We start from the raw sequence: 20,095 nt of genomic DNA on the forward strand, positions 1-20,095 counted from the left end.
TAAAAATGCTAAAATAACTTATGAAAATGTATATAAATCTAAAAAACCTGTATGTATTTTTATAAATCTGTTAAGACTGTAAAACCCTTTTAGGGTTTTCATATTTATATGAAAACCTTTTAAAACTATTAATTTGAAAATTATTTATATGGCGTGGAGATGCAGTCGTTGTGGTGAAACTCACAATAGAAATCCCAAGAAATGTAAAAACTGTGGATATACAGTTTTAAGCCCGATAGAAACCGATGGAATTTCATATAAACGTCATATAATGGTTTTCTTAACTATAGTATTTGTTTTAGCTGTTTTATTTGTTTATTTTGTGTTAAAGGGTTAAGAACATTTTTTTAGACTTTATTGTGTTTTTGATGCATTAGACGGATTGATATATGATTTCACCTTCTTTGAACACGGTTAGTTCGCCTTTGTTAAATTCTCTCCAGTTTTCACTTGTCAATCGGTTTGTTGCAACGATAAATCCTTTTTGGTCACTATCGGTTTCTTTGTCTAAATTGACTTTTAAATCTTCATCCATCAACTTTATTTCACCGTATGGTGCTTCTCTATATACATAATAGAATGAGTTGTGGCCATTTTTATCAAAATAACAGAATAAGTAGTTGCCTTCTGAAAAAATACAGTTAAACTTACCGAATTGATTGATTTTTTTTAGGACCGTATGGAGCCAATCAAAATTATCACTCCAATTTTCAATGTTTTTTTCCCAAATACGATCCAGTAGGTAACAGAATGCATGTTCGGAGTCCGTTGAACCAACCGGTTTAAACCGGGTTAGTGGTAATTTATCTAGATCTTCGATAGTTCCATTATGAGCGAATATGTACATTGTGCCATCCAATTCACGTCTAAATGGATGGCTATTCATGTATTGGGGTTTGGCAACCGTTTTTTTTCGGACATGAGCCAGGACCAATTTAGAATTAACTCCGGGATAGTCCCTTAAAAATCTGAATAGATCACTACTACTTGCTTTTATTGGTTCTTTGAAAACCTGGCCACATCGATCGGGATAGAAACCAATACCCCATCCATCTGGATTATCCCTATCACTATATCCAAAACCACGAATAGACAGAGAGGGTCGTATAGACTGATTAAAACAAAGACCTAACAACTCACACACAAAAAACACCTTAACGAAAATGAAAACAACTTAATCTAACTTAACTTAATTTAACTAAACTAATATTAATAAGAGAAATAGTTTTTTTAAAATAAAAAACCCATACCAAATTTTTTTTAGGTACGAGGTTATCTGTTGGTTTAGGTGTGTGGTGAAAAATATATAGTTTAGGGAGTTGCTTTAGAGTTTGTTTTTTTATCTATTTTTTTGTTGTTTAAAGGTATGTCTTGATGTTTTAGTTGGTTGGTGTTGATTTTGTTTTTGTTTATATTTTCTTGAAGTTCGATTGACCATCTACCTAGTATTTCGATTTCTTTTTCATTCATTTTTTTCCATTTTAAAGACTTGACTTTGGTTTTGTTGTTTATTTTAATTTTGAATTGTTCTTTTTGGAAGTCTGTTATTATAACTAGGTTTTGTCTGTGTTTGTTTTTGTTTTGTTTGGTTGTGTTTTTTGCAATGTTTTTTTGTGTTATACTGATGTTATTGGCTCCTGTCGTTTTTCTATTTTTTATTTTTGTGTTTTTTTGTAGTAAGGTAGAGAGGTATTTGGAGGGATTTTTTGGTTTATGTCTGATGAGATCCCTCCATTTAGTCCAAAAACCTAATTTCTTTGTTTTTATGATAGTAGTTCTTTTAATTCAGGGTTTTTCTGTAGTGCGTCGTCGTATTTGTGTAGGGTTATTGGGGTCCAATGAGGTTCTTGATATCCGTTTTTTGGTTTTGGTTTTTTTGCTAATGGTAGTTTCAGTCCACCGCCTTCGGCCATGTATGGTAGTGGGTGGGTTGGTATGTACATGATTTCTTTTTCTTCGATGAGTTCTGTTATTATCTCTGTTAGTTCTTTGCTCATGTCGCTCCAGAAAATCAGGTTATCGTTGGTTGGGGCTGTTAATGCATATTGTCCATTTACATCGATTTTGTTTTTTAGTAGTTTTTTTAGTTCTATGAAGGTCGCTCCATCGTTTTCTTCGATATATTCGCATACTTTATTTTTTATTTCTTTTTTTCCATCCATTTTTCCACCTATTTTTTTATAGGGAGTTTTCCCAAGGGAATGTTCCAGGGGGAATAAGGTTTTTTTCCCTTGGGTCTGTGGTTCTGTTCGCCGGGGGTCTTTAATCAGCCTTTATACTCCCTTTAGGTAATGACACCCAAACAATATTAAAGTTTTCTTGATATAAAACAATTTTGGTTGAATAAAGTATTTTTTTAAAAACAAAAAACTCCTATCAAAAAAACAAATGGAAACTAAAAAACCAAAAACCCAAAATAAAAACCCCACACCATCAAAAAACCAAAACAAAAACAAAAAAAGAAAAGATAAAAAAGGAAACGCCTGAGAATTAGATTATACGTTGTTTCATATTTAATTTCAATTTTTAACTTAATTCAATTTATAGCTGTTGACATCTCTGTTAATTCTGATTGTATTTCATCCCTTAGATCGTTAGCTTTTTCATCAATATCTTTACAGGCTTTCTGAATACTTGTAGTTTTTCTTTTTATTATAGAGAACTCTTCAATTTTTCTTTCAACCCTATTAACTCCGTTTTTAACCTTCTCTAAATCAATATCCACTTCGTTTAGTTTTTTCTCTAGCAATCGTTGTTTAGCAAACTGAAGCGCTATGTTAAGCATATCAGGAAACTCTTCATCATGTTCTTTGCTTCCCAACGCACACACCAACATATTTCCCTGATACTCTTGAAACCAACCAACTTTTTTAGGTAAATTTTCCACATAACGCGAAACAAGAATACCGTAGTCAGCCACTCTGTTCTTCATAGCCTCAGGAAGTTCTCTTTCCAAGATCTCACGTTGACCTATAGTTCCACTCTTCATTTCAAGAACTATTTTCGTACCATCCAGTTCAGAAGGCTTTACAATAAAATCACCCTTTTTAGAGTTTGTCAACTCACCGGCTTCATCTGAAGTTCGAATCAACTCCGTACCCAATGGCTTACACAAGTTTTCGGACAAAAATCTCTCACAGAAATCTTCAAACTCTTCACCCTTAATAGGAGTTTTTTCTTTAACTTCTTCCTTACCTTTCTCTTCAGCAATCTTATCCCTTATCTTCTCAAACTCAATTTTTAAATCTGTTTTTAAACGCCCTAAAGGCCTGTTTTTATTTGCAGGATCGAATATATCTTCAACAGTACCACCCTCCTCAAAATATTCTTGAAGCGTTTTCTCCAAACGACCAAAATAACTACTACTGATGTCAGGGTCAAACATCTCATCGAAACGACCCATCATCCTATTAAACTCTTTTTCCACATAATCAACCTCAGAATCAGTAGAAATTCGTTTCAAACCAATAACACCGATCTTAACAGCCTTCTTACCATAATACTCCCGCTCCCCCTCACTTAAATCACTAAAAAAACTATAGACCTCACTATCGTTCACAACTAAACCATCGAAACAAACCCGTTCACCATCCTCATCCAAAAAAACACTACAATCATCCATCAAAAACACACCAACAACAAAATCTATAAAAAATATAACAAATAACTTACCACAAAAACCTAAAACTAGAAACCAAAAAACACCAAAAATAACTCTCAAATCAAAAAGGAACCAAGAAATTGAACCAGATCAACAAACAAAAAATAAACCTCTTCTTAAATACCCACATTTCTTATTGCATCCACCACTCATACTTCAAAGACACAACTTTCCGGAATACTCATAAATCGGAATACTGATGATGGCTTTGGCCACAACATTGACATCCTCCCCGCCCTGAAGGGCGAGGCTTACGCCTCGAATCCTCCGTAATCTCACCGATATACACATACATAACAATTCGAAGTCAAACAATTATACCAGCAGCAATATTCCATGTAACATTCAATGCAATAACGTCACTATCCCCCTGCATCATTCACGAATGGTACTACGCTGAAAACAAAACCTCAACAGGTAAGCCACTAAAACCCTGGTACTAAAAAATAAAGAAACTATTTCAAAACCGATTTAACTGAACTATATAACAACTTAAAACTCCTAGATAGATAGTAGGCTATTTTTCTAAAAAAAGCCTTTACATAATGATAGATACTTTTGTATAGAGCAGCACGTTTACCAGTAATCTTAGATCCACCATTTTCAATAGCTTTTAAAACATCCTCTACCTCTACATCATCCAGAGAATCTTTATTTTTCAATTCAATCTCTGTATAACATTTACCTATAGTACCTATGGAGTGGGCATCGCTTGCACCAACCTTTGAATACCCATGTTTTTCAGCAAACTTACCAGCCCTCTTGTTCTGTAAACCAGTAAAAAACCAGGCATTTAAAGTTTCAATTGCATCACAATCATCGATGTTCCTCTTCCTAACACCATGTCTGGTCTTCTGGAAAGGATGTGGAATAACCGCAATACCACCTAGTTCACGAACCAATTCAACAGTTTCATTTAAAGGTAAACCCGGTGGAACCTTCTCCATAACACCAACACCAAGGAGATGCCCATGCTTCGTAGAAACTTCAATCCCCGGAATAACCAACAATTCATCTAAATCCTCAGCCAACCTACAAGCCTCAAGTGACTTACCAATCCTATCATGATCGGTAACAACAATTACATCGATATCAATATCCGCAGCATGCTCCACAATCAACTCTACAGGCTCCTTACCATCAAAAGAATCCTCAGAATGAACATGAGGATCAACTTTCAAAACAAGGCCACCATCCCCACCAGAATCTAAAATCACAGAAACCCCTTTTTATAATAAAAATTAAAAAAAACCACTAATAAAACTACTGCATTACCAACCCAATCCACCTTAATTTAGTTTGATTTAGTTTGATTTAGTTTGGTTATTGTTGTTTTTTTAGTTTAGTTTGGCTATGTATTTTCCTGTTTTTGTGTTTTTTATTATGTTGCGTCTTCCTGTTTTTTCTCGTTTTATGTATTCGTTTTGTTCTAGTTTGTCTAGTATTCCTCTGTTTAGTCGCATTATGAGTTTTTGTTTTGTTTTTCGGTTTAGGTTTTGGTATTTTCCTTGGTATCTATATTTTTTGTGTTTTTTTGATAGGTGGTTTAGTATTTCATCTGTTTTTTGTGGGCCTTTTTTTTCTATTAGTTTTAAGACGGTGACTGCTTCTTTGTTTGGTTTTTTGAATTTGAGGTTGATTAGTTTCAGTATATCTGGTTCTTGGACTATGCTTAGTCCGTGTTCTTGTTTTTCTTGTTCTGTGTTTGGATATCTATCGGCTTTGACGTAGTAGGTTGGTATATCGTGGTACATTCCTGATAGGGTTGTTGCTACAGCTGTTAGTTTTCCCGCTCCGCTGATGTTTATGTAGATTCTGCTTTTCTGGTTTTTTTCTTTTTTTATTAGGTTGCTTGTTGTGTCGATTAGTTGTAGTAGGTTGAATATATCTGTGTCGTGTATTTTATATTCGATTTCTAGTTTTTTTAGTTGTTTTTTTACTTTGTTGGTGTATTTTTTTTGTTTATTGTAGAGTTTGTGTCCGTGTTTTTCGCTGTCAACTGTTAGTATATGGATTTTGTTGGCTGGATATTTTTTTAAGGGCATTATTACTCTGTCTATTTCAAATCCAAGGGGTGTTATATGAACTATTTTCTCCATAAACCCACCATTGTTTGTTAATAATGTTAACGTGAATATGTTTATGATTGTTGTTTCTAAAAAAATAGTTTGGGGAAAAAATGCATCACCTAATTGTAAATTGTGTAGGGAACAAAACCCAAAAAGGACCTCAAATCAAAAACTACAGCGAAAACATACTGCAAAAACCAAAAAAATGGATAGAAGACCTTCAAAACCAAAAATACAAAAAACGAGCAATCAACCTCTACCAAGGCAGTATGTGGAGCACCTACATACAAGCATACAAAAAACTACCCGAACCAAAACAACTATGGATAGCTTCTGCAGGCCTAGGCTTGATAAACGCAGAAGACAAAGTACCCGGATACAACGCAACATTTAAACCCAACCAACCAAACTCAGTTGCAAAAACACAAGAAGAAAAAACACTATGGTGGAGCCAAATAACCAAAAATAACAACACAGATAGGGCAAACACAATAGCCAAACTAACAAACAGACTAAACAAAAACGACCTACTGATAACAACGATGGGTAAACACTACTACCAAGCGATATACAACGACCTAAAAAACATAAAAAACACAAAACCAAAAATCGGTTTGATAGGAATAAAAAAACAAAACGGATACATACCTAAAATACCTAAACACCTTGAAAAAAACGCAATCCCATACACAGACTACAGAAAACTAAGAAAAAAACTAGATTGCTCTATGATACAAGTACACCCAAAAACAACGATAAAAACGATAGAATACTACAAAAAAACAGGAAAACTTCCAAAAACCCCCGAACAAACCCTAGATATAGAGTGATAAAAATGCAAACCAACATCAATCCAGAAAGAATACGAGAAGTAGCAAACTGCCTCGCCGAACTAAAACCAGAAGAAATAATCAAGTTCGATAAAAACGAACCAGAATACAAGACATTCAAAAAAATACTAGAAAAACACCCAGAAAAATACACTGCACTACTCGGAATCTCCACCGGTCTAGTAGACTACCAACTAAATGGAAATGCACAGGAATTCTGGCAAACACTAGAAAAAATAACCACAAAAAACAACCAAATCAACTCCATCCAGAAAATACAGAAAACACTAGATGAATTCATGGACGAAAAAGTAAACGCCAGAATAAACAACATGAAAAGAAAAAGACTAAACCGATTCTTCAACAGCAGCTTCCCAAAATGGTTTATAGAAACCTATCCAAACCACAAACCAACAGTAGTATGGGAAAAACTAGCAAAATCAATGAACAACCATAAAGAAATGAAAACAATAGTATTCGCAATGAAGGTATACGACATAATCAACCACATACAACACAACACCTACCTTGAAATCCCAGCAGAAACCCCAATCCCCTGCGACATACATGTAAAAAGAGTAGCAAAAACATCTGGAATAACAAACCAAAACCAAGAAAACGTAAAAAAAGCATGGAACGAAGTAGCAAAACAAATCAACCAACAAACAAATCAAAACATCTCAATATTCAGAATAGACAGCATAATATGGCAATTAGGCCAAATAATCTCCAAAACAAACAAAACCCAGAAAAATGCCTAAAAAACCTCGAAAACTACATGAAAAACAACCAAATACCAAAACAACAACGGAAAAAAATAGCCAAACAACTCACAAAAAACCTATAAAAAAAGGTGAAAACAAATGAACGACTATGGAATAGAAAAAGACCCAGAAAAATGTACACACGAATGGATGCCATACGAACTATCCGCACTAAAAATGGGTGCAGGATTAGGCGCAACACAACCAAGCTCATGGAGAATCCACACAGCAATATGCGTAAGATGCGGAAAACTCAAATCACTATACCAAATGGCCCGAAAAGAAGAATACGAAGAAGAAATGGACAAACTATGGGAAGAAAAAAACAAAGACAACTAAAAAACAAACCCCCATCCTAACATCCTTTTTTTTAAACCCCTCCTGTAATAAAAAAATAAAAAATAGCCATCAACTACATTAGACACCTAATGGTTGGTTGGGCCTAGCGATCTGTTATTTTTAAGTTATTTTTGGTCTAGGTATTTTTGTTGTTTGGTTAGATATTATACATCTGTGTGTTTGATGGAAGTTAAAAAGTCGTTGTCCATTGATAGTGTTTATGATGAAGTTAGTGATTATGATTTGGTTTTAACGGTTGAGGCGCCTCTTGCTGAATCTCTTGAACACCGTGTTGACCGGGCTTTTTTAGGTCTGTTTTCTACAACTCCCCGTAGGTTGGTTTATGAAGAGCACCCAGGTGATTTGCTGGATAAACGTGGGTTGTTCCATATAGTTGTTGATGAAACTGGTATTGGTTGGAAGAAATCTGCATACCTGCTTGACAACGCTGTGGATTGTTGGATTGAAACGGGGGATCCAAGAGATATACTTAGATATCCAATGTTTTCTGGAGAGGAGATGCGGGAGGTTGTTGAGGTTTTGGAGTCGACCGATAATATATATCGAGCTATGAATGAATATCAAGTCGATGAACAGGATGTAGCTGTTGTTGGATTCCATCAATTTAAACAACTGGATAAAAAGGTTTTACCCAATAGTTTTGATGTGATAGATGTTTTTCAAGACTGTTCGGTTGATTTACCCCGTTTATCTGTTTTTAATTCAAGTGTTGAAATTGTTAAAGCGTTGTCAAACAATGTTTCTAAATGGAATGCAGGTGAAACCGCGTTTGTTTTAAATCCAGATAGTGAGTATCAACCACTTGTTGTTTCGATGCTTGAGTCCCGAGGCATTCCGTATATGACTCAGCTTGAAATAACGGAGAACATGGATTTAAGAAACTTCTTTTTATACTGTAGAACTGCCATCCAAAAGACAAACCTAAAGGTTGGAGAAATACAGCCTTTACTTAAAGCGGTGAACATCGATATCGAAAACAGATACAACCAACAGTATATAAAAAACATCGATAACGAAGAACTGAATCGATTCATCAGTGGATTAAGGTCGATTGAATCAATGTCTTTTGAGGAGGCCATTGATTTTTATAGTGAACTAGTTGGTAGAGACATAGATATCTTGGTTGAGTTTTATAGTGATGTTGGTTTGTTAGGTGAGACAGTTAGTGAACACATGCTTGATTTGGTCGAGTACTATCTAGAGGTCTTCGATATTCCCTGGAAGGATGGAGGTAATGGAGGTGTTCTCTTAGTATCTCCTGGTAACGTTGCTTGGGTGGATCGGCCATTTGTATTCCATATAGGATTAGATTCCAGCTGGAGCTTAAACCCACCCAACAAGCCTTGGATCGATCGAGAACGGTTTGAAACAACCAAAATCAAGGATTTCATGATTTTATTGCAGAACAGAGGTAGTTACTACCTTGTTCAAGATAGATATATGAACGAGGAAGTAGTTCCCTGTTCTTATTTTAATGAGATTTTTGATGCTGAGTTTGAGAGTTTCACAGACCTACCTCACAAACGTTACAATGAGGAGGTGGTTGAGGAGCTCGATGGCTTTGATAAAATAGATTTAGGTATTGAATCAAATGAAGTCAGTGTTTTTAGCCAATCCGACCTCAATACGTTTGTTGAATGTCCAAGAAACTACTACTTCAAGAAATTGATCTCAACACCAGACCAAGACTATTTCCGTAAAGGAAATCTGTTCCATGACTTCGCTGAACTCTACTACAACCACCCACAATATACAGAAAACAACTTAACTGAAATAATCGAGTTGATGGTTGATGAGATAAAGCCATTGGTGAGTGATGTCGAGCTTCCATTGATTAAAACCGAGTTCTTGGTTGGCACAAAAAACATCATGGAGTTCATAGACGAAACCCCAGATATCGACGTAGAGGTTAGTGGTTACAGCAAAAAATACATAAACAATGTTTTTTTCAAGAAACTCGACCTACCCATCGAATCAAATTTAACCGAGGTTTGGTTTGAAGATACACAACTTGGATGTAAGGGTAAAATCGATCTAATTAGACAGATTGATGAACTCGTTGACTATAAAAGCGGTAGAAAACACTCTAAATCAAATATTGTCCGCAAATCAAATGTAGAGCTGTTCGAAGATAGACCCAACTTCCAGGCATTGATGTACCTATATCACCATCGAAAAATACATCCAAACCAAAAACTCGATTTTATTTTCTACTACTTCCTAGACAACATTAAGGACAACATCAAAGGAGAAGGAGACTACAAAGACAACATCACTCGAATAACATACTATCCAAATAACTTCAACGACCAGTTACCTAAAAAAACAACATATGAATGGCTATGCAAAACCAGTAAAGCCCGAAAAAAATTCCTCAAAAAACTAGGATACAAAAACTATAAAAAAGCCTTAAAAAACATCGAAATATCTAAAAAAAGCCAGTATGACCGAGAATTAATCAAGGAAGAATGTAGTGAAAAACTATCAATTAAGTTTAGTGAACACCTAACCATCGGTTGGGGAGAAGACGTTACACAAAAACAACTTGAAAAACAAACCAAAGGCATTCTGAGTAAATATACCAGATTTAGAACACAAAACTACTTTAAAGAAGACCTAGATCAATTTCAAGATTTCTTAAAAAACAAAATAACCGAACTAAATCAATACAAACAAACCACCTTCCCAGTAGGCAACCCCAACCTCAAAAAAATCGACAACCGAGACCTACTGATAATATAAACATGGTATTATGACAACCCCAAACAAAGAACAAAAAAAATTAATAGAGAACACTGAAGGAATATACCTGGTTGACGCTGGACCTGGAACAGGGAAAACCTACACCCTCACCCATAGATACATCAACCTACTGAAACAACAAGTCGAGCCCGACGAAATCCTATTAATAACATTCACCCGTAACGCGGCCGACCAACTCAAACAAAAAATATATAGACAGACAGACATCAAGAAAAAAAAGGTTAGAGACGCCCCGATAAACACATTCCACGGCCAATGCAAAAAAATACTCGACAGACATGGATTCAACGCACCACAACACATCGGAATAAAAGACCACATAACAAACAACACAAAAACTATAGAAAGCTCTGTATACGAAGCCACACACTTCCATAGATATTTCAACCAATTCAAACAAAAACACCCGGAATACAAAAAATACTACGCCATAAACCAAAAAGAAACCAACATCCTAAACCTAATAAAATCACTCGCAGTAAAAGGAATAATACCACAAAAAAACGGATGGTATCGAGACAGTGAAAAACACCTAAACGGAGACATAGAACAATACCTCAATAAAACCAAAAAACTCAACCAAACCGATGGTAAAAAACAATCCACACTACGTAAACGACTCTCCCGTTATAAACACCAATGCCATCCCCAAAACGCCCCAAACCCAAAACAAATACGAGGCCCAAAAGGAACAAAACAAATTGACCCCCAAATACTCAAAACAGCATTCAAAGAAGACCGAAACGAACTAAAAAAATATATACACGACATATACCACGAATACCTACAATACACCCTATCAAAAAACTACCTAAACTACAGCTTCCACCTCCTATACACATACATACTACTTATAGAAAACCACCAACTACAACAAAAAATAGGATACAACTACGTAATGATCGACGAATTCCAAGACACAAACGAAATACAACTAAAACTCGCATTACTACTATCCAACAACGGAAACATATGCGTAGTAGGAGACTGGAAACAAAGCATATACAGTTTCCAATACGCAGACGTACAAAACATCCTCCAATTCAAAAAAAGACTGAACAAAACCAAAAAAACACTAAACCAAAATAAAAAAAGAATAAAATACCCAACAAACCAAATAAACAAAATCAACCTAACAGAAAACTACCGATCAGGACAAAAAATAATAGACTTCGCAGAAACCGCATTAACCTTAAAAGCAACTAGGAACGAAAAAATAGACAAAAACAAAATAAAAAACAAAATAACCAAACTAAACTCCAACACAGACCACAAATCAACCATAAACGCATTCCACAGCCACAACGAAAAACAAGCGATACTAACAAAAATACAAAAAATCACAAACAACCCAAACTACACAATCAAAAACAAAGAAACCGAACGACAACTAAACTACAAAGACATCGCAGTACTAACCAGAACCAGACAGTTCGGACTAGAACTACAAAAACAAGCAAGACAACACAACATCCCAGCCTCATTCGAAGGCGGAGTAAACCTATTCACAACAAACCCAGCAATAATACTACTAGCATGGCTAAGAATCCTAAACCACAAACACTCCAAAAAAGGATGGGCAGTAATACTAGAAAACACCGGATACAACCTACCTGAAACCAAACACATACTAAAAACCAGAAAATACCCAGAAAACCACATAAAATTCTACAAAGAACTCAAAAAAATAAAAACCCTCCCTGGAACAACAAAACGAATATACGACAAATACAACATCGACAACGCATTCTCAACAAAAACCACAGAAATACTAAACACAATCTACAGCAATTCATACCTCAACCACGGAGAAATCATCCAGTTCATCGAAGAAAACATCAAAGAAGGAGAAACATACGAAGTAGACACAACCCACAGACAAAACACAATAACAATACAAACAATACACGGAGCAAAAGGCCTCGAATACCCAGTCGTATTCGTCTCAAACATCAACCAACACAACTTCCCAAGCACAAACAAAAACCAATCAACAATCCAATACCACAACCTAACCGGAATAAGACAAAAAAAGAAATACAAAAAACAAAAACACCCATTCATATACGACAACTGGAAAACATACCTCGTCAACAAATCCATAGACAAAGGCCACAACGAAGAAAGAAGACTAATGTACGTCGCAATGACAAGAGCAAAAAAACACCTATACCTAACAGCAGAAACAAAACAAAAAAGCCAGTTCTACAAAAACCTAAACACAAACAAAAAACAAACCAAACCAGATATCAAACCAAACCCAAAACCAAAAACCCAAAAAACCCAATTCAAAACCCAACCCACCAAACAAAAAACCCCAATAAAACTACCAATAACCACAATCATAGAAAAAACAAAATCAAAAGGACAAGGAACAAAACACGGCATAGAACTACACAAATACGCAGAAAAATACATAAAAAACATCAAAGTCAAACCAAAAAACCAAGACCAAAAAAACGTGAAAAAATACATCGACCAACTAACCGGAACAAAAATCCCAGAACAAAAATGCACACACCCAATCAACATAAAAAACCAAAAAATAATCCTAAAAGGAAAAATCGACCTAATACACAAAACAAACAACAAAATAGAAATCATAGACTACAAAACAGAAAAAAGCAAAAAAACCAAAAAACCATACCAAACACAACTCAGCCTATACTACCACACACTCAAACAGATATACCCAAACAAAAAAATCACCCCAAAAATATACTACACACAAACCAACCAAGAACACAAAATCAAACCACAAACAAAAACAACACTAAAAAACAAAATAACCAAAACACTCAAAAAACAAAAAACAAAATAAATCAAACCTCCAACAAAACCAGAGAAGGACAACTAACCATAGGGCCAACACCACTAAAAACACTCGAAGTCACAGACAAAAACCCCACATACCGAACATCACCAACATACTTCTCAACACCACCAACCCCATCCCTAAAAACACCAGGAACATCAAACCTAAGATCAAAAATAGGCAAAACCTCACCAAACCGATTAAAAACCTTCAACAACCTACCAAACAAAAAACCACCATTACACAAAAAAACAAACAAATCTAAAAAAACATCACCAACCAAACCAACCTCAAACTCCAACCCCCTCAAATCCCTAAAATACCTAAACAAATGACCAGGAAGCTCTCGATAACCATCCCTCCAACTATACCCCTCAAAACCCAAATCCCCAACCCTATCAACAAACAAATCAACATCCATAACATCACTTCTACGGCCACGATAAAACTCAAGAAACAAACCAACATCATCAACCAACCCCAAACGATCCAAAGAACCAGGATAATAAACCTCACACCCCAAATTACTCGAAAAACCCTCCAAATCACCATAAACCTCCTCATAAACCAACAAAGAAGGATCTAAAATAACCTTATCAATAAACACATCCGAACCAACAACACCCAAAGAATCAAAAAAACTCTGATAACCACTCTTCATCTTCCACCACTCCAAACAAATATAAAACAAACAAATAGATAAATAATTTTCCACAAAAACCCCTCACCACCACCTAAAAACAAAAAACCAGTAAAACCAAAACCAAAAAAAACACAAAAAACTCGAAAAAAATAAAATAATGTAAAGTTTTAAATGGGATTTATTTTTCTGCTTTTTTAGCGATTACTATTGGAATAGAAATCAATATTAAAAGCATACCCACTACAAATATAGTTGAAGCAATTCCTGATACACTATATTCAAAACTAGATAAAATAGGAGCTCCAACCGCTACCGAGGTTATTAAAGAAACAATTACCAATAAAAAACCAGTTATTATCAAGTTTTCTGGAAAACGATTAAACAACCCTACCATTTTTCGCAACAATTCAACCACCTCTATAACTTAGATAGATACACCTGTATTTATTTAACTCAAAGTTAAACCCATTTTTCATTAAGAATGATTTCATACCTCAACTCTATACTATAATTACAGCTTATCTTTAGAGGAATCTATCGAAACTACCTATATTACCTAATAGATAAAACCCCGTCCATAAAAAGTGGAAGGAAAACCGAGTGATTAAAGTGGATTTACATCCATTGATGGAGTTATCCGATGTTTTTAGGGTTTTATAAGTAGGTTTGTTTAGGCATTTGAAATTTTTTGTTAGGTTTTTAGGTTAATTTTTTTAGTGTTAGGTGTGTGATTATTCCTATAATAAATGCTATTCCGAGGTTTGTTAATATCGTTAGTGCTCCAATTAATATTGGGATTTTATAGTCTGTTGATTTTAGTATGTTTTTTCCTAATGTGAAGGCGATGATGAGTAGTAAAACCCCAAGTATTGCTATTGGAAATGCTTGTAACAATGTTGACGTTATAAAGAAACCTGCTATCAAGTAGAACAAACCTATTATTATGTTTGTGCCTCCTGTTTCTGCTCCAAACTTGTATTTTCCAGCGACACCGTCACATCCGTGACACATAGGTATACCGCCTAAGGGAATACTGGTGAGATTCATAACCCCCATACTACTGGATAGTTGGTCTGGTGAGATATCGGCTTTATAGAAATCCTGTAACATCAGTGATGTTGCTAGAGCTGCATTTCCAATCGTCATAGCAAACTGAGCGAAAACACCCTCTGCCATACTCCATGTAAATGAATCGGTTAGAGCAGGAATATCTGGCAATCCAGGTAGTTGTGGTGAAGGAAACCCAGTTAAATACAGAGCGGTTAAAATACCTAATACCAATATCGTGATAGCGGTAACTTGTTTAAAACCTAAAACACCAAGAACCAAAACAATAACTATCCCAACAACAGCAAAACCTGGGTCTGCAATAGTTAATTCAAGCCCGGTTTCAAACAATAATAGACCAACAGCAAACTGAACACCTCTGATAACAGGCTCCCCAATCCACTTCCGAGTTTTCTCTAAAGTATTAGTAACCCCAACAACCAATAAAATAACACCTAACAAAAGACCTGCAACAGCTAGCTCACCATAACCAATAGTTCCAGCGATCGCCAACGCCGCTAAAGCCTTCATAGGTTCAACCGAAACCGGAAACCCATACCAAACACCCCAAACAACCTGAAAAACAGCAAAAACAAACAAAACATGAGGAAGAGAGATATCAGTCATAAGAGCCAAAGCTACAACAATCGGAAGAGTTGTTATAGCATCCCCAACAGCACCAGTAACCTCATCCCTATCAAACCTAATCCGACCCTTTCCAACAGAAAACCTAAAAACAAATCACCCACCAAAAAACACAACTCAACCCAGATTAAATCAAATACAACCTAAACCAGGTAAGAAAAACCCTAAAAAGGTGTTATACCTATTACAAAAAAATCTTTTCCCATTCAAAACATAACAAAACAATTAAACTTAACCACAAGACCTCTAAACACCACGAAACATAAAAAAAACCAAAATCCATTGAAAACCCTATACTAATTATCTTTATCTGGGTTGGATAGTGCAACCTAGTTCTCTAAAAAAATAGGAAAGAGGGATGTTTGAGTGGTTGGTTTTCTAGTTTTTTTGGAGGGGCCTGATTTCTAATTATTGTTTTTTAGTTTTGGTGTGTAAACTATGTTGTCTGTTTTATGGGGTTGTTGTCTGTTTTGGAACTGGTTTTTTGTGTGTTTTATTTGATTCGGTCTATTGTTAGGTTTGGTTGTTCTGTTTGACAGGTTCTGCTTCCGGTCATTACTTGACTGCTGTTCACACCTGTCATTATGGCCATTACCCTTACCTTTCCGTCGTAGTTTTCGTTGATTCTTGCACCCCAAATGACGTTTGAGTTTGAGTCTAGTTCGTATGTTAGTTCTTGGGCTACGTTTTCGCTTTCTTTTAGTGTTAGGTCGGAACCACCTGTTATGTGTACAAGGCAGCCTGTTGCTCCTTCGTAGTCTACATCGAGTAGTGGGTGGTTGAGTGCTTCTCTTACTACTGAACCTGATTTGTCTTCTTCTCCTGTTTCACCGATGAGCATTACTGCAACTCCTCCACAACTCATGATTGTTTTTACATCGGCGTAATCTAGGTTGATCAGTGATGGCTGTGTTATTGTTTCTGATAACCCCTTGACTGTTTCTGCTATTAGTTGATCCATCACACTAAATGCTTGTTTTATCGGTAGATCCGGTACGTAATCTAGTAGCCGGTTGTTGTCCAATACGATTGCTGTATCTGCTTCTTGTCTTAGTCGTTCTAGACCTCTTTCGGCTTTTTTAAGTCGTGCTCTCTCTACGTTGAATGGTGTGCTTACCATCCCTACAACTATTGCTCCTTGGTCTTTTGCAACTTCTGCAACAACTGGTGACACACCTGTTCCTGTTCCACCACCCATTCCCGCGGTGATGAAAACGAGGTCGGCACCCTCAAGAACATCTTCAAGTGTTCCACGAGCGGTTTCTGCAGCTTTCTCACCTAGTTCTGGATATCCACCGGCTCCCAAACCTTTTGTTAAAGATTTACCAACCAAAATCCTTTTATCCGCTTTAATCATATCTAGATGTTGTTTATCAGTGTTTATCGCTATCGTTTCAGCACCTTCAACCCCAATCCTGTATAGACGGTTTATAGTGTTGTTTCCAGCACCCCCACAACCAACAACGACAATCTGGGGTTTACCAAACTCTTCAAACTCTTCTATATTCTGATCTCTAAAACTAGCTTCTTCCGTACTGTGTTCCTTTGCTTGATTAATTAAGGAATCCATACTATCCATCCCCTCCAAATCTTAATTACAATCCTCCAATACAAACCTCAATAAGATTGCTAATAACTACTTTACAATTTACACATTAAATACCTTTGGGTACCCCCCAAAAACAACCAAAAACCAACCCACACCACCTAAAAAACAAAAACAACCAAAAACAAAGCCAAAAACACAAAACAACCACCCAACAAATACCCATAAAAACCAACCAAACCAACCTGAATTTGTTTATATAACTGTATATTATATCTAGTTAACAAATACCCATAAAAAACCTATCGAGATGTAGAAAATGAGTTTAGAAATTAGTAGTCTAGAAGATATCTTTAAAGAAATACATAGTGATTTCAAACCTATAGACCCAAGCAAAGTAGTTGTAGCTAACTGGGTACGATGGAAATGCAAATATGGATGCAAAGCATACGGCAAACACTATTCATGCCCACCACACACACCAACACCAGAAAAAACAAAATCCGTACTAGAAGAATACACCACCGCATACCTATTCAGATTCCAAGACATAGAAATCGACCCAGAATACCTACAAGAAGGACAACCAACCTGCTACAGCGAAGTCATGGGAGAAGGAAAACCAAACCCAAAACACCTACACCACTACTTCTACCCAGGAGTCAAAAACGTATACGAAACAATGCCAAAACTAGAAAGAGAAGCCTTCATACACGGATTCTACAAAGCCTTCTCATTCGTAGGACTACCCTGCTCACTATGCAACGAATGCATAATAGAAGAAAAACAACTAGAAGAACCAATATCGAAAAAACACTGCAGAAACCCAGAAACAATGCGCCCACCAATGGAAGGAAGCGGAATAGACGTAATAAAAACAGCTAAAAACGCAGGATACAAACCAGAAATACTAACAACAACAGAACAACCAATCGACCTATACGGCCTCCTACTAATCGAATAAAACAACAAACCCGAACATAACTATCAAAACAATAAAATAATAAAAAAGGAGGGAACCTAAAAAACCCCTCCTAAATACCTATCAATTACTACTTTTATATATTTCTGTTCACTCCACTATGAACGTTTCACTGAAAGTTACTTTGTTATCCTCAACAGGGTCAACAACCTCGATAATCACTTCATGTTCCCCCTCCATCCAACCATCAGCTGGAGCTTCAAGTATATTTGTGAACCATATTGTCTGCACACCCTCTAAACTATCATCGAACATCTGATAATCATCGTAATATGGATCTGGATCTCCATCTGGCCAGACAATTGTTATGTACTGCTCGTATTCTGCAAACCCGTCTCTATCCAATCCGAATCCTTCTATTTCAAAGTACAGTTCAACCATTTCATCAGGGTCATAAACCCCTGGATGGCTTTCATAATCTTGATAATCCCAAACTTCGGTTACAAAAGAGAAGTCGCCAACCTCTAACTCAAGTTCTGGATAAACAACGTCTTCAGTTTCTAATCCAACAAACTCCATAGCTTCCTCTATGTGGCCGACTTCAACAACCTCGATACCAGGCACATGAACAGACTGACCTTCAGGCACCAACACTGTTTCGAAACCCAGTTCTTCTGCAGCTTCAGCTTTTTCTTCAATACCACTAACCACACCGATACTACCATCCATCTCTATAGTTCCAGTAATCACCACATCATTGTTTATCGGTTGTTCATTGGCTGCTGAAATCATGGCGAGAGTTTGAGCTGCTCCAGCACTAGGTCCACCTAGATTGATAACTTCATCTTTAGGATCAAACTCGAGATAGACATCATAATCCGCTTTTAAATCCAAATTGGTATGTAGATCAGCTATTTCACGTGCTTCCTGAGAAGACCCTTGGGTATCCAACTCAAAAACCGTGTTCTCAACATTGTAGTGGATAGCTCCATCACCACTAGCCACTGAAACATCTAGATCCCTAACAAAACCATCCTCCTCCGAATAAGTCAAGTAATAGTAGTTGGAATCTAAGCTCTCAACCTCATCTAACAAACCTTCATAATCCTCAGATAGAGATTGATAATCATCCTTATACTGCTCCGCATCTAAATACATAATTCCTGAAAACCCTGCTAAACCGAGAGAAACCACAACCAATAAACCAACAATAATCTTTGCAGAAGACCTCATAATATAGCTCCATTAATAGATAACTAATCTACCTGAATTAAAGTTTTTCAAGATATATAATTCTAATCCAGGATTAAATTCTTAAGGCTATATAAATAGTCTAACTAAGAAATAAGTGACATTACAACCACCTTAACTTTTAAAGACAGAATCAGATCCTTGATATCTCTCAGCGTTAACATTTGTGAGAAAGAAAACAACTGAGTAATATAAATAAAAATGCTTGAGGGGTTGTTATAAACCCCTATTTATTCAGTTTCTATTGCTTTATGTATTAGTTACGGTGAATGTTTTAGTGAACTCTAGGTCTTTATCTCCGATGTGGTCGATTATTTTGAATGTAATTGTGTTTTCCCCTTCATCCCATGTTTCGAATGGCATGTCTTCGTATTCAGGGCCTGCTGTTGCTTGTAATTCTACTTCACCCCAATCTCCCCCGATGTGGTCTCGTTGTTCGTCCCAGAACCTGTATTCATCGATTCCGTCATAAATTTCTCCATCAGGGTTTTCGATGGTCATATACATTGAATACTCTATGTATTGGTCTTCATCGGCTTCAAAACCATATGCAACAAAGCTCATATATATTGTTTCTTCAGGACCAAATTCAGGGTCCACCGTTTCCTCATAATTTTCATCTGTAAATTCAAAATCTTCATAATCAAGTTCATCGTATCCATTTAGGCATCCGGCTGTTGCAACACCTAATGTTAAAGCCAGAACCAATAAAAGAACTAAAAATTTCTTCATATTAATCAAATGTATGTTATGATAGATTATGTTATTTAATATTTACC

18 protein-coding genes are annotated in these 20,095 nt (G+C 36.1%); 6 read left to right on the top strand and 12 right to left on the bottom strand.

Annotated features, from left to right (window positions below; genetic code table 11):
- Positions 1–373: 373 nt before the first annotated feature.
- From AMET1_RS06620 to AMET1_RS06640, 6 genes are all read right to left on the bottom strand, one after another.
- Positions 374–1,144 carry a class II glutamine amidotransferase gene (locus AMET1_RS06620; RefSeq protein WP_086637695.1) on the bottom strand — a complete coding sequence of 257 codons (771 nt, stop codon included), beginning with the start codon at positions 1,142–1,144 and terminating at the stop codon, positions 374–376.
- Positions 1,145–1,311: 167 nt separating this feature from the next.
- Positions 1,312–1,470 carry a hypothetical protein gene (locus AMET1_RS07940; protein WP_161490814.1) on the bottom strand — a complete coding sequence of 53 codons (159 nt, stop codon included), beginning with the start codon at positions 1,468–1,470 and terminating at the stop codon, positions 1,312–1,314.
- Between the two features lie 293 nt (positions 1,471–1,763).
- Complete coding sequence (locus AMET1_RS06625; protein WP_086637696.1) at positions 1,764–2,162, bottom strand: hypothetical protein; 399 nt, start codon at positions 2,160–2,162, stop codon at positions 1,764–1,766.
- 374 nt (positions 2,163–2,536) lie between these two features.
- On the bottom strand, positions 2,537–3,622 hold the full coding sequence (locus AMET1_RS06630) for a restriction endonuclease (protein ID WP_143406884.1): 1,086 nt from the start codon (positions 3,620–3,622) through the stop codon (positions 2,537–2,539).
- A gap of 494 nt (positions 3,623–4,116) precedes the next feature.
- The gene (locus AMET1_RS06635) at positions 4,117–4,878 is read right to left on the bottom strand and encodes a PHP-associated domain-containing protein (protein ID WP_201721307.1); all 762 of its coding nucleotides are present in this window, start codon (positions 4,876–4,878) and stop codon (positions 4,117–4,119) included.
- 120 nt (positions 4,879–4,998) lie between these two features.
- Positions 4,999–5,760 (bottom strand): HFX_2341 family transcriptional regulator domain-containing protein, encoded by a 762-nt coding sequence (locus tag AMET1_RS06640; RefSeq protein WP_086637698.1) that lies wholly within the window; start codon positions 5,758–5,760, stop codon positions 4,999–5,001.
- An 80-nt stretch (positions 5,761–5,840) separates the two neighbouring features.
- Here AMET1_RS06640 and AMET1_RS06645 point away from each other — a divergent pair, with 80 nt between their 5' ends.
- The 5 genes from AMET1_RS06645 (at position 5,841) to AMET1_RS06665 (ending at position 13,268) form a co-directional block, all read left to right on the top strand.
- Positions 5,841–6,560 carry a hypothetical protein gene (locus AMET1_RS06645; protein WP_086637699.1) on the top strand — a complete coding sequence of 240 codons (720 nt, stop codon included), beginning with the start codon at positions 5,841–5,843 and terminating at the stop codon, positions 6,558–6,560.
- Between the two features lie 5 nt (positions 6,561–6,565).
- Positions 6,566–7,321 (top strand): N-glycosylase/DNA lyase, encoded by a 756-nt coding sequence (locus AMET1_RS06650; RefSeq protein WP_086637700.1) that lies wholly within the window; start codon positions 6,566–6,568, stop codon positions 7,319–7,321.
- 102 nt (positions 7,322–7,423) lie between these two features.
- Positions 7,424–7,663: a hypothetical protein gene (locus AMET1_RS06655; protein ID WP_086637701.1), complete on the top strand. Its 240-nt coding sequence runs from the start codon at positions 7,424–7,426 to the stop codon at positions 7,661–7,663.
- A gap of 183 nt (positions 7,664–7,846) precedes the next feature.
- Positions 7,847–10,426 carry a PD-(D/E)XK nuclease family protein gene (locus AMET1_RS06660; protein ID WP_086637702.1) on the top strand — a complete coding sequence of 860 codons (2,580 nt, stop codon included), beginning with the start codon at positions 7,847–7,849 and terminating at the stop codon, positions 10,424–10,426.
- Between the two features lie 10 nt (positions 10,427–10,436).
- Positions 10,437–13,268 (top strand): UvrD-helicase domain-containing protein, encoded by a 2,832-nt coding sequence (locus AMET1_RS06665; protein ID WP_086637703.1) that lies wholly within the window; start codon positions 10,437–10,439, stop codon positions 13,266–13,268.
- A 1-nt stretch (position 13,269) separates the two neighbouring features.
- Here the strand turns inward: AMET1_RS06665 and AMET1_RS06670 are convergent, their stop codons facing one another.
- From AMET1_RS06670 to ftsZ, 4 genes are all read right to left on the bottom strand, one after another.
- Positions 13,270–13,923, bottom strand: coding sequence for a hypothetical protein (locus AMET1_RS06670; protein ID WP_086637704.1), 654 nt, complete (start codon positions 13,921–13,923; stop codon positions 13,270–13,272).
- A 160-nt stretch (positions 13,924–14,083) separates the two neighbouring features.
- Positions 14,084–14,308, bottom strand: coding sequence for a hypothetical protein (locus tag AMET1_RS06675; protein ID WP_143406885.1), 225 nt, complete (start codon positions 14,306–14,308; stop codon positions 14,084–14,086).
- A gap of 296 nt (positions 14,309–14,604) precedes the next feature.
- A complete protein-coding gene (locus AMET1_RS06680) occupies positions 14,605–15,660 on the bottom strand; it encodes a putative sulfate/molybdate transporter (protein ID WP_269088006.1) in 1,056 nt (351 codons plus the stop codon).
- Positions 15,661–16,090: 430 nt separating this feature from the next.
- The gene (gene ftsZ, locus AMET1_RS06685; RefSeq protein WP_086637706.1) at positions 16,091–17,167 is read right to left on the bottom strand and encodes a cell division protein FtsZ; all 1,077 of its coding nucleotides are present in this window, start codon (positions 17,165–17,167) and stop codon (positions 16,091–16,093) included.
- Positions 17,168–17,462: 295 nt separating this feature from the next.
- Between ftsZ and AMET1_RS06690 the strand changes: the two genes are divergently transcribed.
- On the top strand, positions 17,463–18,107 hold the full coding sequence (locus AMET1_RS06690; protein WP_086637707.1) for a DUF2284 domain-containing protein: 645 nt from the start codon (positions 17,463–17,465) through the stop codon (positions 18,105–18,107).
- A gap of 108 nt (positions 18,108–18,215) precedes the next feature.
- Here the strand turns inward: AMET1_RS06690 and AMET1_RS06695 are convergent, their stop codons facing one another.
- Positions 18,216–19,298, bottom strand: a complete 1,083-nt coding sequence (locus tag AMET1_RS06695) for a S16 family serine protease (protein ID WP_086637708.1) — start codon at positions 19,296–19,298, stop codon at positions 18,216–18,218.
- 267 nt (positions 19,299–19,565) lie between these two features.
- Positions 19,566–20,048, bottom strand: coding sequence for a hypothetical protein (locus AMET1_RS06700; RefSeq protein ID WP_143406886.1), 483 nt, complete (start codon positions 20,046–20,048; stop codon positions 19,566–19,568).
- Positions 20,049–20,095 lie beyond the last annotated feature (47 nt).

It is taken from the genome of Methanonatronarchaeum thermophilum, assembly GCF_002153915.1.
GTDB classification, from domain to species: domain Archaea; phylum Halobacteriota; class Methanonatronarchaeia; order Methanonatronarchaeales; family Methanonatronarchaeaceae; genus Methanonatronarchaeum; species Methanonatronarchaeum thermophilum.